At 65.6% G+C, this 14372-nt stretch carries 12 protein-coding genes and 1 pseudogene; 5 read left to right on the top strand and 8 right to left on the bottom strand.

Annotated elements, in window-relative coordinates; all coding sequences use genetic code 11:
- Positions 1 to 58 precede the first annotated feature (58 nt).
- Positions 59 to 1273: a ribonucleotide-diphosphate reductase subunit beta gene (locus WS62_RS28505; protein WP_066487636.1), complete on the bottom strand. Its 1215-nt coding sequence runs from the start codon at positions 1271 to 1273 to the stop codon at positions 59 to 61.
- Between the two features lie 366 nt (positions 1274 to 1639).
- On the bottom strand, positions 1640 to 4639 hold the full coding sequence (locus WS62_RS28500; protein WP_066578098.1) for a ribonucleoside-diphosphate reductase subunit alpha: 3000 nt from the start codon (positions 4637 to 4639) through the stop codon (positions 1640 to 1642).
- A 24-nt stretch (positions 4640 to 4663) separates the two neighbouring features.
- Here WS62_RS28500 and WS62_RS38930 point away from each other — a divergent pair.
- Positions 4664 to 4947, top strand: a pseudogene (locus WS62_RS38930) (hypothetical protein).
- Positions 4948 to 5099: 152 nt separating this feature from the next.
- Here WS62_RS38930 and ampD read toward each other — a convergent pair.
- The 3 genes from ampD to WS62_RS28485 are packed head-to-tail and all read right to left on the bottom strand — an operon-like array spanning position 5100 to position 6917.
- On the bottom strand, positions 5100 to 5690 hold the full coding sequence (ampD, locus tag WS62_RS28495; RefSeq protein WP_066578096.1) for a 1,6-anhydro-N-acetylmuramyl-L-alanine amidase AmpD: 591 nt from the start codon (positions 5688 to 5690) through the stop codon (positions 5100 to 5102).
- On the bottom strand, positions 5687 to 6004 hold the full coding sequence (locus WS62_RS28490; protein WP_066578095.1) for a PP0621 family protein: 318 nt from the start codon (positions 6002 to 6004) through the stop codon (positions 5687 to 5689). The genes ampD and WS62_RS28490 overlap by 4 nt, the downstream gene beginning before the upstream one ends.
- Before the next feature lie 13 nt (positions 6005 to 6017).
- Complete coding sequence (locus WS62_RS28485) at positions 6018 to 6917, bottom strand: cytochrome C assembly family protein (RefSeq protein ID WP_066578092.1); 900 nt, start codon at positions 6915 to 6917, stop codon at positions 6018 to 6020.
- A gap of 87 nt (positions 6918 to 7004) precedes the next feature.
- Between WS62_RS28485 and ffh the strand changes: the two genes are divergently transcribed.
- Both ffh and WS62_RS28475 read left to right on the top strand, forming a co-directional pair.
- A complete protein-coding gene (ffh, locus tag WS62_RS28480; protein WP_066578090.1) occupies positions 7005 to 8372 on the top strand; it encodes a signal recognition particle protein in 1368 nt (455 codons plus the stop codon).
- A gap of 97 nt (positions 8373 to 8469) precedes the next feature.
- Positions 8470 to 9021 carry a hypoxanthine-guanine phosphoribosyltransferase gene (locus WS62_RS28475; protein ID WP_066578089.1) on the top strand — a complete coding sequence of 184 codons (552 nt, stop codon included), beginning with the start codon at positions 8470 to 8472 and terminating at the stop codon, positions 9019 to 9021.
- A 127-nt stretch (positions 9022 to 9148) separates the two neighbouring features.
- Here the strand turns inward: WS62_RS28475 and WS62_RS28470 are convergent, their stop codons facing one another.
- The gene (locus tag WS62_RS28470; RefSeq protein WP_066578086.1) at positions 9149 to 9751 is read right to left on the bottom strand and encodes a MarC family protein; all 603 of its coding nucleotides are present in this window, start codon (positions 9749 to 9751) and stop codon (positions 9149 to 9151) included.
- A gap of 24 nt (positions 9752 to 9775) precedes the next feature.
- Positions 9776 to 11512, bottom strand: coding sequence for a proline--tRNA ligase (locus tag WS62_RS28465; protein ID WP_066578084.1), 1737 nt, complete (start codon positions 11510 to 11512; stop codon positions 9776 to 9778).
- A gap of 218 nt (positions 11513 to 11730) precedes the next feature.
- Between WS62_RS28465 and WS62_RS28460 the strand changes: the two genes are divergently transcribed.
- Together WS62_RS28460 and WS62_RS28455 are read left to right on the top strand one after the other, a co-directional pair.
- Positions 11731 to 12381, top strand: coding sequence for an RNA pyrophosphohydrolase (locus WS62_RS28460; protein ID WP_066578082.1), 651 nt, complete (start codon positions 11731 to 11733; stop codon positions 12379 to 12381).
- 87 nt (positions 12382 to 12468) lie between these two features.
- On the top strand, positions 12469 to 13026 hold the full coding sequence (locus tag WS62_RS28455) for a CNP1-like family protein (protein WP_197422941.1): 558 nt from the start codon (positions 12469 to 12471) through the stop codon (positions 13024 to 13026).
- Between the two features lie 172 nt (positions 13027 to 13198).
- Here the strand turns inward: WS62_RS28455 and proB are convergent, their stop codons facing one another.
- Positions 13199 to 14317, bottom strand: a complete 1119-nt coding sequence (gene proB, locus WS62_RS28450) for a glutamate 5-kinase (RefSeq protein WP_066578076.1) — start codon at positions 14315 to 14317, stop codon at positions 13199 to 13201.
- Positions 14318 to 14372: the final 55 nt, after the last annotated feature.

Genomic DNA, 14372 nt, shown 5'->3' with positions numbered 1-14372 from the left:
CCTTGCGCCGGGCGCAGCGCCCGGCATGAACATCGTTACTCGTCGACTGCGCGTCGGATCATTCCCACGACAGCGCGCCGCCCGTCTGATACTCGATCACCCGCGTCTCGAAGAAGTTGCGCTCCTTCTTCAAGTCGATCATCTCGCTCATCCACGGGAACGGGTTTTCCTCGTTCGGGAACAGCGGATCGAGGCCGATCTGCTGGCAGCGGCGATTGCTGATGAAGCGCAGGTAGCTCTTGAACATCGACGCGTTCAGGCCCAGCACGCCGCGCGGCATGGTGTCTTCCGCGTAGCGGTACTCGAGATCGACGGCGTGCTTGAACAGCTCGCGGATCTCGGCGCGGAACTCGGCCGTCCACAGGTGCGGGTTCTCGAGCTTGATCTGGTTGATCAGGTCGATCCCGAAGTTGCAGTGCATCGACTCGTCGCGGAGGATGTACTGGTATTGCTCCGCCGCGCCCGTCATCTTGTTCTGCCGGCCGAGCGCGAGAATCTGCGTGAAGCCAACGTAGAAGAACAGGCCTTCCATGATGCACGCGAACACGATCAGCGACTTCAGCAGCTTCTGATCGGCTTCCAGCGTGCCCGTCTTGAAGGCCGGGTCGGTCAGCGTATGGATGAACGGAATCAGGAACTCGTCCTTCGCGCGGATCGACGCCACCTCGTGGTACGCGTTGAAGATCTCGCCTTCGTCGAGGCCGAGCGATTCGACAATATATTGATACGCGTGCGTGTGGATCGCCTCTTCGAACGCCTGGCGCAGCAGGAACTGCCGGCACTCCGGCGCCGTGATGTGGCGGTAGGTGCCGAGCACGATGTTGTTCGCCGCGAGCGAATCGGCGGTCACGAAGAAGCCGAGGTTGCGCTTGACGATCCGGCGCTCATCCTCGGTCAGGCCGTTCGGGTCCTTCCACAGCGCGATGTCGCGGGACATGTTGATTTCCTGCGGCATCCAGTGATTCGCGCAACCGGCCAGGTACTTCTCCCACGCCCACTTGTACTTGAACGGGACGAGCTGGTTGACGTCGGTCTGGCCGTTGATGATGCGCTTGTCGGCGACGTTGACCCGCGCTTCCGACGCGACGGCTGCGGACGCATGCGGCGCCACGGCGAAATCGCCTGCGAAGATGTCGCGCGCCGACGAAGCTTGATGAGCGGCAGGCACCGCGGCCTGCAATCCGACAGCCATTCCTGCGGGGTCGCGCATCGCGTTTTGCTGCGCTCCGCTCGCGGGAGTTACGGCAGTCTTCTCGTCATCCCAGTTGAGCATAAATTCTCACCATCAATTTAGATCGGTTTGTACCATCTTTTCCTGAGCGATAAAAGGGTTCGCTCATGAAAAATCCTTTTTTCGATTCGCGTTGCGACCTCGATACAACACTTTGAGCAACGCGTCGTCACTCATGCAGCGCGTGATGTGTGCCGCGCGTGATTCGCGAGGTGCGCTCGACGCATCGAACGCGGATCGAAACGCGACGTCGTCGGGGATGTTTCGATCACGCTTCCTGCTGCCTGCAACGCGTTTGCTGCGTTACAGATTCCTTATCATTTTTTTAGTAGAGAGCGGCGCGCACTTCAACCTTTATCGGTCTTCGTCGCGCGCCGCTCGTCCTCATCGAGCGCTACGCGCGCCGCATCACTGGCACGCTTCGCACTCTTCGAAGCCCGGATCGCCCGGACGCATCGTGCACACCGGACCGTCCGCTTCGATCGCCGCCGCGTTCATCGCGCCCGACTGCGCATCGCCGCCCGCCGCGCCGAAGCCGCCTGCCGCGCCTGCCGCGCCTTGCGCGCCGCCCGCCGCACCGCCGCCGCTCGAGCCGCCGGACGTCGGCACCGCGTTCAGCGCGCCGTGCGCGACCGTCGACTTCTCGACGTGCGTCGCCGCCATCGTGCGCAGGTAGTAAGTCGTCTTCAGGCCGCGCAGCCACGCGAGCTTGTAGACCTCGTCGAGCTTCTTGCCCGACGCGCCTCCCATGTAGATGTTCAGCGACTGCGCCTGGTCGATCCACTTCTGACGACGCGACGCCGCCTCGACGAGCCACTTCGGATCGACTTCGAACGCGGTCGCGTAGATCGCGCGCAGGTCGGCCGGGACGCGGTCGATGCGCGACAGCATGCCGTCGAAGTACTTCAGGTCGGCGACCATCACCTCGTCCCACAGGCCGCGCTCCTTCAGGTCGCGCACCAGGTACTCGTTGACCACCGTGAATTCGCCCGACAGATTCGACTTCACGTACAGGTTCTGGAAGGTCGGCTCGATGCACGCCGACACGCCGATGATGTTCGAGATCGTCGCCGTCGGTGCGATCGCGACGCAGTTCGAGTTGCGCATGCCGAACGAGTCGATCCGCGCGCGCAGCACCGGCCAGTCGAGCGTCGCGCTCGTGTCGACCTCGACGTAGCCGCCGCGGGCTTCCGTCAGCAGCTTCAGCGTGTCCTGCGGGAGGATGCCGCGATCCCACAGCGAGCCGCGGTAGCTCGAATAGCGGCCGCGCTCTTCGGCGAGCTCGGTCGACGCGTAGTACGCGTAGTAGCAGACCGCTTCCATCGAGCGATCGGCGAACTCGACCGCCGCCTCCGACGCGTACGGCGTGCGCAGCAGGTGCAGGCAGTCCTGGAAGCCCATGATGCCGAGGCCGACCGGACGGTGCTTCAGGTTCGAGTTGCGCGCCTTCGCGACCGCGTAGTAGTTGATGTCGATGACGTTGTCGAGCATCCGCATCGCGACGCGGACCGTGCGCTTCAGCTTCTCCTGGTCGAGCGCGTAGCTGCCGTCGGCCTGCTTCGCGAGGTGCGCGACGAGGTTCACCGAGCCCAAGTTGCAGACGGCGATCTCGGTGTCGCTCGTGTTCAGCGTGATTTCCGTGCACAGGTTCGACGAGTGGACGACGCCGACGTGCTGTTGCGGCGAGCGCACATTGCACGGATCCTTGAACGTGATCCACGGGTGGCCGGTCTCGAACAGCATGCCGAGCATCTTGCGCCAGAGCTGCTGCGCCGGGATTTTCTTGAACAGCTTGATTTCGCCGCGCGCGACCTTCTCTTCATAGCCGACGTACGCCGCCTCGAACTCGGCGCCGAACTTGTCGTGCAGGTCCGGGCAGGTCGACGGCGAGAACAGCGTCCAGTCGGCGCCTTCCATCACGCGCTTCATGAACAGGTCGGGAATCCAGTTCGCCGTGTTCATGTCGTGCGTGCGGCGACGGTCGTCGCCCGTGTTCTTGCGCAGCTCGAGGAATTCCTCGATGTCGAGGTGCCACGACTCCAGGTACGCGCACACCGCGCCCTTGCGCTTGCCGCCCTGGTTCACCGCGACCGCCGTGTCGTTGACGACCTTCAGGAACGGGACCACGCCTTGCGACTTGCCGTTCGTGCCCTTGATATGCGAGCCGAGCGCACGCACGCGGGTCCAGTCGTTGCCGAGGCCGCCGGCGAATTTCGACAGCAGCGCGTTGTCCTTCAGCGCTTCGTAGATGCCGTCGAGGTCGTCCGCGACCGTCGTCAGGTAGCACGACGACAACTGCGAGCGGCGCGTGCCCGAGTTGAAGAGCGTCGGCGTCGAGCTCATGAAGTCGAAGCTCGACAGCACGTTGTAAAACTCGATCGCGCGCGCTTCGCGGTCGATCTCGTTCAGCGCGAGACCCATCGCGACGCGCATGAAGAACGCCTGCGGCATCTCGATGCGGGTGCCGTCGATGTGCAGGAAGTAGCGGTCGTACAGCGTCTGCAGGCCGAGGTAGCCGAACTGCAGGTCGCGGCTCGCGTCGAGCGCATCGCCCAGGCGCTTCAGGTCGAACTGCAGCAGCTTGTCGTCGAGCAGCTCGGCTTCGACGCCGCGCTTCAGGAACTGCGGGAAGTACTCGGCGTAGCGCGCCGACATTTCCGCCTGCGTCACTTCCTCGCCGAGGATCTCGCGGCGGATCGTGTGCAGCAGGATGCGCGCCGTGACCTGGCTGTACGCCGGGTCCTTCTCGATCATCGTGCGCGCGGCCAGGATCGCCGAATCGTAGACCTGGGTCATCGGCACGCCGTCGTACAGGTTCTTCACCGTTTCCGAGACGATCGGCTCCGGGCTCACCGCGTCGCCAAGCCCTTCGCATGCCGACACGATCAGCGCGTGCAGCGCACTCATGTCGAGCGGATGCGTGACGCCGTTGTCCGTCACGTTGATGCCGCCGCCCGTCGACGTTTCGACGTCCGCCGCCTCGCCCGCGTGGACGCGCTCGAGGTGACGCTTCTCGCGGTACAGCACGTACGCGCGCGCGACGTTGTGCTCGCCGCCGCGCATCAGCGCGAGCTCGACCTGATCCTGAATGTCTTCAATATGGAACGTGCCGCCGTTCGGGCGGCTGCGCACGAGCGCGCGCACGACGTTCTGCGTCAGTTGCTCGACGAGCTCGCGCACGCGAGCCGACGCGGCGCCCTGGCCGCCGTTGACGGCCAGGAACGCCTTCGTCACCGCGATCGCGATCTTCGACGGCTCGAACGACACCACGCTGCCGTTGCGGCGGATCACCTTGTAGTCGGCGTACGTCGTCTGCGACGCAAGTGCCGGCGCGCCTTGTGCGCCACCGGCGAGCGGGCGGCTCGCCGCGCTCTCGAATTGGGACGTCGCGTTGTCGGTGGTTTGCATGGGCAAAACTCCTGGTGTTGGGTGATGCGGAAGGGACCGCGGATTAATACGAACGGTGCGCCACGAGGTGCGCGAGCGGTAAGACGCGGAAGAAGCGGCTGCGTTGCCGGTTGGGCCCACGCGACGCGCTCGATTCGACATTGGTCTTCATCATGCGCATCGCGCCCCTGGCTACACTTTTCCACGCGGGTCGCAGCGCGCCGGACCGCTGGCCGGATGCGCCGCACTGAGAATGTCGCGCTCCGGCGATGACGCCGGGGACCGCGGTCGGGAACGGGAAACGCCCCCGATCGACACACTATATGTAGTGCCGAACTGCTCGATTGGCCCCAAGTATAGTGGAGCCTCGCGGAAGCGCCAAAGGAAAAATTTGCTCGAAGTCTATTGACAAGCGCGATACGCCGACACGACAAGGCGCGCCCGGCGAAACAGTGCGATGCGCGTCAAAAAGACCTCGCCCTCAGTGCTTCCGGTAGGGAAAGTATCGAGCCGGAAAACCGGCATCGTCAGAGAGACGTTGCCAATCGAAGTGCGGACCGGGATCGGTCTTGCGTCCGGGCGCAACGTGCTCGTGGCCCGCGAACGCATCGATCGGGTAATGCGCGGCAAGCGCGCGCGCAAGCGCGGCGAGCGTCGCATATTGCGGCGCGTCGAATGCGACGTCGTCCGCGCCTTCGAGCTCGACGCCGATCGAGAAATCGTTGCAGCGCTCGCGGCCGAAGAAGCTCGACGCGCCCGCGTGCCATGCGCGCGCGTCGCACGACACGAACTGGATCAGCACGCCGTCGCGCCGGATCAGGAAATGGGCGGATACCCGCACGCCGCGCAGGTGCGCGTCGTAGAACGGATGCGCGTCGCAGTCGAGGCGATTCTGGAACAGCTCGACGATCGCTTCGCCGCCGAACTCGCCGGGCGGCAGGCTGATGTTGTGGATCACGACGAGCGAAGGCGCGACGCCTTCTGGCCGCGCATCGAAATTCGGCGACGGCTCGCGCAGCGCGCCGTCGACCCAGCCGCCGACATCGACGGCGAAGCGCCTCGCACCGCTCATCGCTCGCTGCGGCTGCCCGAATGCGCGGCGTGACGCGCCGCGTGCTCCGGACTGCAGAAATACACGCCGCCCGCCGCGATCGCATCGCTCTTCGGCGCATGCACGCCACATTCCGCGCAGCGGACCATCGGCTCGGGCAGCGCGCCGCCGTCGCCCGCGCGCCCCGCACCGCCCTGCTCGGACGCGGGGCCTGCGGGGCCACCCGCTCCGCCGCCTGCAAACGGCCCGTTGCCGCGCGCCTGCGCCTGGCGGATCTTTCTCGCGAGCCACGAGCTCGCGAAGAACAACACGATAAGGAGAAGGATTTGTCGCATCGAGATCAGGTATTCAAACCACGGAGCGGTGCAGCAGCACCTCGAGAACGAAGCGGCTGCCGACGTACGCGAGCAGCAGCGCGACGAACGACGCGAGCACCCAGCGCGCGACGCCGCGGCCGCGCCAGCCGGACGCCTTGTGCGCGACCAGGAGCCCGCCGAACATCAGCCAGGACAGGATCGCGAACACGGTCTTGTGATCGAGCTTGAGCGCGCGCGCGTCGATCTGCTCGCTGAACAGGATGCCCGTCGCGAGCGTCAGCGTGAGCAGCACGAAGCCCGCGCCGATCAGGCGGAATAACAGCTTCTCGAGCGTGAGGAGCGGCGGCAACGTATCGAGCCAGCCGGCGACCCAGCTCGACGACTCGCGCAGCCCGTCGTGCCGCAGCGCGTGCAGACGCCGCTCGACCATCAGCATCAGCACCGCGTGCAGCGCCGCGATCGCGAAGAGCCCGTACGCGATGTTCGCGATCAGGAAGTGCAACTTGAAGAGCGGCGCGGCCGCATACGGCAGCACGTGCACGCCGCCGAACGCCAGCGGCAAGAGCGACGCGCCGCACGCTAGCGGCAACACGAGAAGCCGCATGCCGTCGAGCGGGAAGAAGAAGCTCTCGATCCAGTAGATGCCGGCGCCGAGCCAGAACATCGCCGACAGCGCGAACGCGAAGCCGAACACCATCGCGTCATGCGGGAAGATCGTCATGTGCAGCAGCACCCCATGCGCGAGCAGCGCGGCGCAGAGGATCGTGCGCCCGAGCCCGCCCATCCCGGCCGAGACGGGTTCGCGAGCGTGCGGGACGGCCGGCACGCTCGCGACGAGCGGCCGCGCCGCGCCGACGCGGCGCGTGCGCCAGCTGGCGACGGCGAGGCCGCCATATAAGAGCGCAGTGAGGGCATACAGTACAATATCCATGTTCGAAGTTTACACTAGGCCCCCTACCCGCGACGGCCGGCTTTTTGTCCCACTCGCGCCTGCGGGCTTCACTGTCCATCGCTCCCCATGCTCGACAATCTCACCCAACGGATGGCGCGCGTCGTCAAGACGCTGCGCGGCGAGGCCCGGCTCACCGAGGCGAACACCCAGGAGATGCTCCGCGAGGTGCGGCTCGCGCTCCTCGAAGCCGACGTCGCGCTGCCCGTCGTCCGCGATTTCATCGCGAAGGTCAAGGAAAAGGCGCTCGGCGAGGACGTGGTCGGCAGCCTGTCGCCCGGTCAGGCGCTCGTCGGCGTGGTCCAGAAGGAACTGACCGCCGTGATCGGCGGCGACTACGAAGGCAAGGCGGCCGAGCTGAACCTCGCCGTCACGCCGCCCGCGATCATCCTGATGGCCGGCCTGCAGGGCGCCGGCAAGACGACGACCGTCGGCAAGCTCGCGAAGCTGCTGCGCGAGAAGTACAAGAAGAAGGTGCTCACCGTCTCGTGCGACGTCTACCGCCCCGCCGCGATCGCGCAGCTGAAAACGGTGAGCGAGCAGGTCGGCGCCGACTTCTTCCCGTCGACGCCCGACCAGAAGCCCGTCGACATCGCGAACGCGGCCGTCGACTGGGCAAAGCGCCACTATCACGACGTGCTGCTCGTCGATACCGCAGGCCGCCTCGGCATCGACGAAGCGATGATGCAGGAGATCACCGCGCTGCACGCGGCGCTCAAGCCGGTCGAGACGCTCTTCGTCGTCGACGCGATGCTCGGCCAGGACGCCGTCAACACCGCGAAGGCGTTCAACGACGCGCTGCCGCTCACGGGCGTCGTGCTGACGAAGCTCGATGGCGACTCGCGCGGCGGCGCCGCGCTGTCGGTGCGCCACGTGACGGGCAAGCCGATCAAGTTCGTCGGCGTGGCCGAGAAGCTCGACGGCCTCGAGATCTTCTACCCGGACCGGATGGCAAACCGGATTCTCGGGATGGGCGACATCCTCGCGCTCGTCGAGGAAGCGCAGCGCGGCGTCGACATCAAGGCCGCGGAGAAACTGGCCAACAAGGTCAAGAAAGGCGGCGACTTCGACCTGAACGATTTCCGCGCGCAGATCTCGCAGATGAAGAACATGGGCGGGCTGTCGTCGCTGATGGACAAGCTGCCCGCGCAGTTCCAGCAGGCCGCGGCGGGCGCCGACATGAGCCAGGCCGAAAAGCAGATCCGCCGAATGGAAGGCATCATCAGTTCGATGACGCCCGCGGAGCGCGCGAAGCCCGAGATCATCAAGGCGACGCGCAAGCGCCGGATCGCGGCGGGCGCGGGCGTCCCGGTGCAGGAAGTCAACCGGATGCTGAATCAGTACGACCAGATGCGCACGATGATGAAGAAGCTGAAGGGCGGCAACCTGCAGAAGATGATGCGCGGCATTAAGGGCATGATGCCCGGCATGCGCTGATTCGCCGCGGCGCCGCGCACGGGTATATGCTGTAGCGCGCGGCGCCGCATTGTTTCATTCTTATTGGTATCCCAGACGAGACCGCTCGCCAGACCTCATGAATCGAGAAGAAGCCCTCCACATTTTCCAACACTCCGAAGAGATCGTCTCCGCCGACGAGGTCAACGCGTCGATCGGTCGGATGGCTGCAGAGATCCGCGGCCAGATCGGCGAGGAGTTCCCGCTCGTGCTGTCGGTGATGGGCGGTGCGGCGGTGTTCACCGGCATGCTGCTGCCGCACCTCGATTTCCCGCTCGAGTTCGACTACATCCACCTGACCCGCTATCGCAACACGACGAAGGGCAGCCCTGATATGCATTGGCGCGTCGCGCCGCGCGAATCGGTGAAGGACCGCATCGTGCTCGTGCTCGACGACATCCTCGACGAAGGCGAAACGATGGCCGCGATCCGCGACCGCATCCTCGAGATGGGCGCGAAGCGCTTCCTGTCCGCGGTGCTGTGCGAGAAGACGCTCGCGAAGGCGAAGCCGCTGCACCCGGACTTCTGCGGGTTCGCGGTGCCGGACCGCTACGTGTTCGGCTGCGGGATGGACGCGAAGGGCTACTGGCGCAACCTGCCGACGATCCGCGCGCTGACGGCGGACGTCTGACGCCGGCGCGGCGGCACGCGCACGGTGCACCGAAGACACCCAAGAAAAGCGGCTCGCGTGTGATGCGCGAGCCGCTTTTTCTTGTTTGGCGATCGAAGGTCCCGCAGCGTCGCAGTCGGTCAGCCCATCACAACTGGTGAACGAACGCACGAATGCCCGCCATCATCATCTCGACCGAGATCGCGACGAGCACGAGCCCCATCAGCCGCTCGAACGCGAGCACCGTGCGCTCGCCGAGCCACTGCTGAATCCGTTCGGCGAGCACGAGCGTCACCGCACACACGAGCATCGTCACCGTCAGCGCGCCCGCCCATTCGAACATCTTGCCGGGCGCCTGCGACGTGAGCAGCATCACCGTCGCGAGCGCCGACGGCCCGGCGAGCGCCGGAATCGCGAGCGGCACGATGAACGGCTCGCCGTCCGCGCGCGGATCGCTGCCGAGCGCGCCGTCCGGATGCGGGAAGATCATCCGGAGCGCAATCAGGAACAGCACGATTCCACCGCCGATCCGCAGTGACACGTCGGTCAGGCTCATCATCCGCAGGAAGCGGTCGCCGACGACCATGAAGAACAGCAGGATCACGAACGCGATCGCCACTTCGCGCAGGATGACCTTCACGCGCCGTTCGCCCGGCACGTCCCGCAGGGCCGCGATGACGAGCGGGATGTTGCCGAGCGGATCGGTGATGAGGATGAGGAGCACCGTCGCCGACAGGAAATTCGACTCCAACGCGCGCCTCCGTTTCGCCGGCGATCAGCGGCCGAGCGCCGCGCGAACCTTCTCGACGATCGCCGCCGCGGCCGAATCGGCGGGCAGCAGCGTCGCTTCGACGTCGCGGCGGCCCTGGTACTCGACCCTGCCGTCCTTCAGGCCGCGCTCACCGATCACGAGGCGGTGCGGCACGCCGATCAGCTCCCAGTCCGCGAACATCACGCCCGGACGCTCGCCGCGATCGTCGAGGATCACGTCGACGCCCGCCGCTGCGAGATCCGCGTAGAGCTTGTCGGCCGCTTCGCGCACCGCGTCGCTGCGGTCATAGCCCATCGGGCACAGCACGACCTCGAACGGCGCGATCGCCTCGGGCCAGATGATCCCCTTGTCGTCGAAGTTCTGCTCGATCGCCGCGCCGAGTATCCGCGTAACGCCGATCCCGTAGCAACCCATCACCATCGGCTGCGCCTTGCCCGATTCGTCGATGAACGTCGCGCCCATCGCTTCCGAATACTTCGCGCCGAGCTGGAACACGTGGCCGACTTCGATGCCGCGGCAGATGTCGAGCGTGCCCTTGCCGTCCGGCGACGGATCGCCCGCCTTCACGTTGCGGATGTCGGCGATCACGGGCTCCGGCAAGTCGCGGCCCCAGTTCACGCCGGCGACGTGGTAATCGACTTCATTCGCGCCGACGACGAAGTCGCTCATGTTCGCGACCGTGCGATCGGCGATCACGCGCACCGGCTTCTTCGTGCCGATCGGGCCGAGGTAGCCGGGCGGCGTGCCGAACCACTCGACGATCTCCGTCTCGGTCGCGAAGCGGTAGCCGGCCAAGCCCGGCAGCTTCGCCGTCTTGATCTCGTTCAGGTCGTGGTCGCCGCGCAGCATCAGCAGCCAGATCGTCGGCTCGGCGCCGTCGTTGTCGGTCGCGAGCACGATCGACTTGATCGTGCGCTCGAGCGGGATGCCCAGAAGCTCGGCAACCGCCTCGCACTTCGCCTTGCCGGGCGTCGCGACCTTCTGCATCGCCTCGGCGGGCGCCGCACGGCTCGCGAGCAGCGGCAGCGCCTCGGCCGCCTCGACGTTCGCCGCGAAGTCGGACGTCGGGCAGTAGGCGATCGCGTCCTCGCCGGTGTCGGCGATCACGTGGAATTCGTGCGAACCGCTGCCGCCGATCGAGCCGTTGTCCGCCGCGACCGGACGGAATTCGAGGCCGATCCGCGTGAAGATCCGCACGTATGCGTCGTACATTTTCTTGTACGACTCCTTGAGGCCTTCGTGATCCCGGTCGAACGAGTACGCGTCCTTCATGAGGAACTCACGACCGCGCATCACGCCGAAGCGCGGGCGAATCTCGTCGCGGAACTTCGTCTGGATCTGATAGAAGTTCACCGGCATCTGCCGATAGCTCTTGATCTGGTTGCGCGCGATGTCGGTGATCACCTCTTCGTGAGTCGGCCCGATCACGAAGTCGTTCTGCTTGCGATCCTTGAAGCGCAGCAACTCGGGGCCGTACTGCTCCCAGCGCCCCGACTCCTGCCACAGCTCGGCGGGCTGCACGGCGGGCATCAGCAGCTCGATCGCGCCCGCCCGGTTCATCTCTTCGCGCACGATCGCCTCGACCTTGCGAATCGAGCGCAAGCCGATCGGCAGATAGTTATAGATGCCGCCGGCGACGCGGCGGATCATGCCGGCTCGCACCATCAGCTTGTGACTGACGATCTCGGCGTCGGCGGGTGCTTCCTTCAGGGTGCCGATAAAGAAACGAGAGGCTTTCATGCGAACGGTTCCATTAGCGGCGGCCAACGCGGGCCGCCCGAAAAAAGTCTAAAGGTGAATTAACGGCTGCGCGCGGTGGTGTGCGGCGCAGGTGACATACCAGACAAATTGGGGACAGTGCAGATGACGCACCTCGCCCGGATTCGCTCCGTTCCGGTGCGCGGCGCCCGTTATCTGTTTATAATCAAAGCAATTTTAAAGGATTCGAAGGTGGTTGTATGCTGGATCGTGAAGGCTTTCGCCCGAACGTCGGCATCATCCTCTTGAACGCGCGCAACGAGGTGTTTTGGGGCAAGCGGCTCCGCGAGCATTCCTGGCAGTTTCCGCAAGGGGGCATCAAGTACGGCGAGACCCCGATGCAGGCAATGTACCGGGAGCTGCACGAGGAAACCGGGCTGCTGCCGGAACACGTCAAGATCATCGGCCGCACTCGCGACTGGTTGCGTTATGAGGTGCCAGACAAGTTCATCAAGCGCGAAGTGCGCGGACATTATCGCGGCCAGAAGCAGATCTGGTTCCTGCTGCGAATGGTCGGGCGCGATTGCGACATCTGCCTGCGCGCGACGGATCATCCGGAGTTCGACGCATGGCGCTGGAACGAATACTGGGTGCCACTCGACGCGGTGATCGAGTTCAAGCGGGATGTGTATCAGTTGGCGTTGACCGAACTGTCGCGTTTCCTGCGCCGCCCGGCGCAGCGTTCCGACAAGTTGCGCGGTCCGCGCGCGTCGCGCTTTCCGCGCGTTGCGAACGGACACGCGACCGCGGAAACACCGGCAGCGATCGACACGTCGGCAGTCTGTTCTGAAGTCGAGCCGGGCGCGAGCACGCTCGACGAAAACCCTCCCCGCCTGAGCTTGCGCGATTGACGCACGAGTTCGTCCGACGGGAATGAAAAACGCATGACCGGGCGCGGCATTGAAGGATGCCGCGCTTTTTTTTACGAGGTACACATATTGAAAGCGATTGCTCTTGCCGCCGCGTCGATCGTCGCGGCCGCCGCGCTGGCCGGCTGCGCCCATTCGAACACCCCGACCAACAAGGACGACAGCGCATTCACCTACCTGCTCGACCGTCAGCCGCAATGGACTGAAAACAAGGTCGAGACGCTGCCGCCGCTGCCGCAGACGAGCGATCTGCTGCCGTTCAACGTGTCGCAGAACACGCCGCTCAAATTCTCCGTCGATTCGAAGTCGCTCGACGTCGGCACGGACGGCGTCGTCCGCTACATCGTCGTCGTCACGAGCCCCGCGGGCGCGCGCAACGTCAACTACGAAGGAATTCGCTGCGATACGTACGAATGGCGCCAGTACGCGGGACTGAATGCTGATCACGACGGCTGGGACCGCACGGTCGCAACCGACTGGCAGCGGATCGAGAACGGCGAACTGAACGCGTACCACGCGGCGCTCTATCAGGACTTCTTCTGCGCGAACAAGATGCCGACGGGCAAGCGCTCGGCCATCATCGAGAACATCCGCTACAACCGGACGACGCTCAATCAGATCCGCTGATCCGGCACGGCCGGTGCGTGCGATCGCGGCGCCGGCGCACCAACGCGCCGATGCAATCGGCCGCGCGGGCTGCGCAGCCGCGGCCGGACGGGATGGCGAAAACAAAAATGCCCGCGCGGGCATTTTTGTTTGTCGGCTTCGCTCAAAGCCCTGCGCCACGGCGGCGCCCGCGTCAGACGAGCACGAGGTTGTCCCGATGGATCAACTCGGGCTCGAGCATATAGCCAAGCACCGTTTCGATCTCGCCGCTCGGCTTGCGCTGGATCAGCTTCGTCTCGGCGCTGCTGTAATTGGTAATGCCGCGTGCGACTTCACGGCCCGCGTCGTCGACGCACGCGATGACTTCGCCGCGCGCGAACACGCCCTGCACCGCGACGACGCCGATCGGCAGCAGGCTCTTGCCGCCCGCCGTCAGCTTGTCGACCGCGCCTGCATCGATGACGACGTGGCCGCGCACCTGCAAGTGGTCCGCCATCCACTGCTTGCGCGCCGCCATCCGCGCGGTGCGTGCGATCAGTTGCGTGCCGATCGCCTCGCCCGACGCGAGCCGCACGAGCACTTCATGCTCGCGGCCGCTCGCGATCACGGTGTTCGCGCCGCTGTGCGCGGCGCGCTTCGCCGCGAGAATCTTCGTCAGCATGCCGCCGCGGCCGATGCTCGACCCCGCGCCGCCCGCCATCGCCTCGAGCTCGGGCGCGCCGGCGCTCGCCTCGCCGACGAGCGTCGCGCTCGGGTCCTTGCGCGGATCGGCCGTAAAGAGCCCCTGCTGGTCAGTGAGAATGATGAGCGCGTCGCCTTCGATCAAGTTCGCGACGAGCGCACCGAGCGTGTCGTTATCGCCGAACTTGATTTCGTCGGTGACGACGGTGTCGTTCTCGTTGATGATCGGCACGACGCCGAGCCGCAACAGCGTGAGAAGCGTCGAGCGCGCGTTCAGGTAGCGTTCGCGGTCGGCGAGGTCCGCGTGCGTGAGAAGAATCTGCGCGGTGCGGATGCCGTGCTCGGCGAAGCGGCTCTCGTACACCTGCGCGAGCCCCATCTGCCCGACGGCCGCAGCCGCCTGCAATTCGTCGATTTCGCGCGGCCGCTTGCTCCAGCCGAGGCGCTGCATCCCTTCCGCGATCGCGCCCGAGCTGACGAGCACCACTTCCTTGCCCGCGCTGCGCAGCGCGGCGATCTGGGCAGCCCATCGGCCGATAGCGTCATGGTCGAGCCCGCGGCCATCGTTGGTGACGAGGCTCGAGCCGACCTTCACTACCAAGCGTTTCGAATCGGCGATGATCGAACGCATCGTGCGCTGTCTCCTGTGAGTAATGCACGAGTGAATCTCGCGCCGTGCGGACCGC

Source organism: Burkholderia sp. ABCPW 14 (assembly GCF_001523835.1).
In the GTDB taxonomy this organism is placed as follows: Bacteria; Pseudomonadota; Gammaproteobacteria; order Burkholderiales; family Burkholderiaceae; genus Burkholderia; species Burkholderia mayonis.
Note: the sequence above shows the minus strand (reverse complement) of the source record. Positions and strands in the feature narration are given on the sequence as shown.

Coding starts and splice junctions, on each gene's coding strand:
- WS62_RS28460 (WP_066578082.1), top strand. CDS start 11,731: ATGCTGGATCGTGAAGGCTTTCGCCCGAACGTCGGCATCATCCTCTTG.
- ampD (WP_066578096.1), bottom strand. CDS start 5,690: ATGAGCGGTGCGAGGCGCTTCGCCGTCGATGTCGGCGGCTGGGTCGAC.
- WS62_RS28465 (WP_066578084.1), bottom strand. CDS start 11,512: ATGAAAGCCTCTCGTTTCTTTATCGGCACCCTGAAGGAAGCACCCGCC.
- WS62_RS28475 (WP_066578089.1), top strand. CDS start 8,470: ATGAATCGAGAAGAAGCCCTCCACATTTTCCAACACTCCGAAGAGATC.
- WS62_RS28490 (WP_066578095.1), bottom strand. CDS start 6,004: ATGCGACAAATCCTTCTCCTTATCGTGTTGTTCTTCGCGAGCTCGTGG.
- WS62_RS28500 (WP_066578098.1), bottom strand. CDS start 4,639: ATGCAAACCACCGACAACGCGACGTCCCAATTCGAGAGCGCGGCGAGC.
- proB (WP_066578076.1), bottom strand. CDS start 14,317: ATGCGTTCGATCATCGCCGATTCGAAACGCTTGGTAGTGAAGGTCGGC.
- WS62_RS28505 (WP_066487636.1), bottom strand. CDS start 1,273: ATGCTCAACTGGGATGACGAGAAGACTGCCGTAACTCCCGCGAGCGGA.
- ffh (WP_066578090.1), top strand. CDS start 7,005: ATGCTCGACAATCTCACCCAACGGATGGCGCGCGTCGTCAAGACGCTG.
- WS62_RS28485 (WP_066578092.1), bottom strand. CDS start 6,917: ATGGATATTGTACTGTATGCCCTCACTGCGCTCTTATATGGCGGCCTC.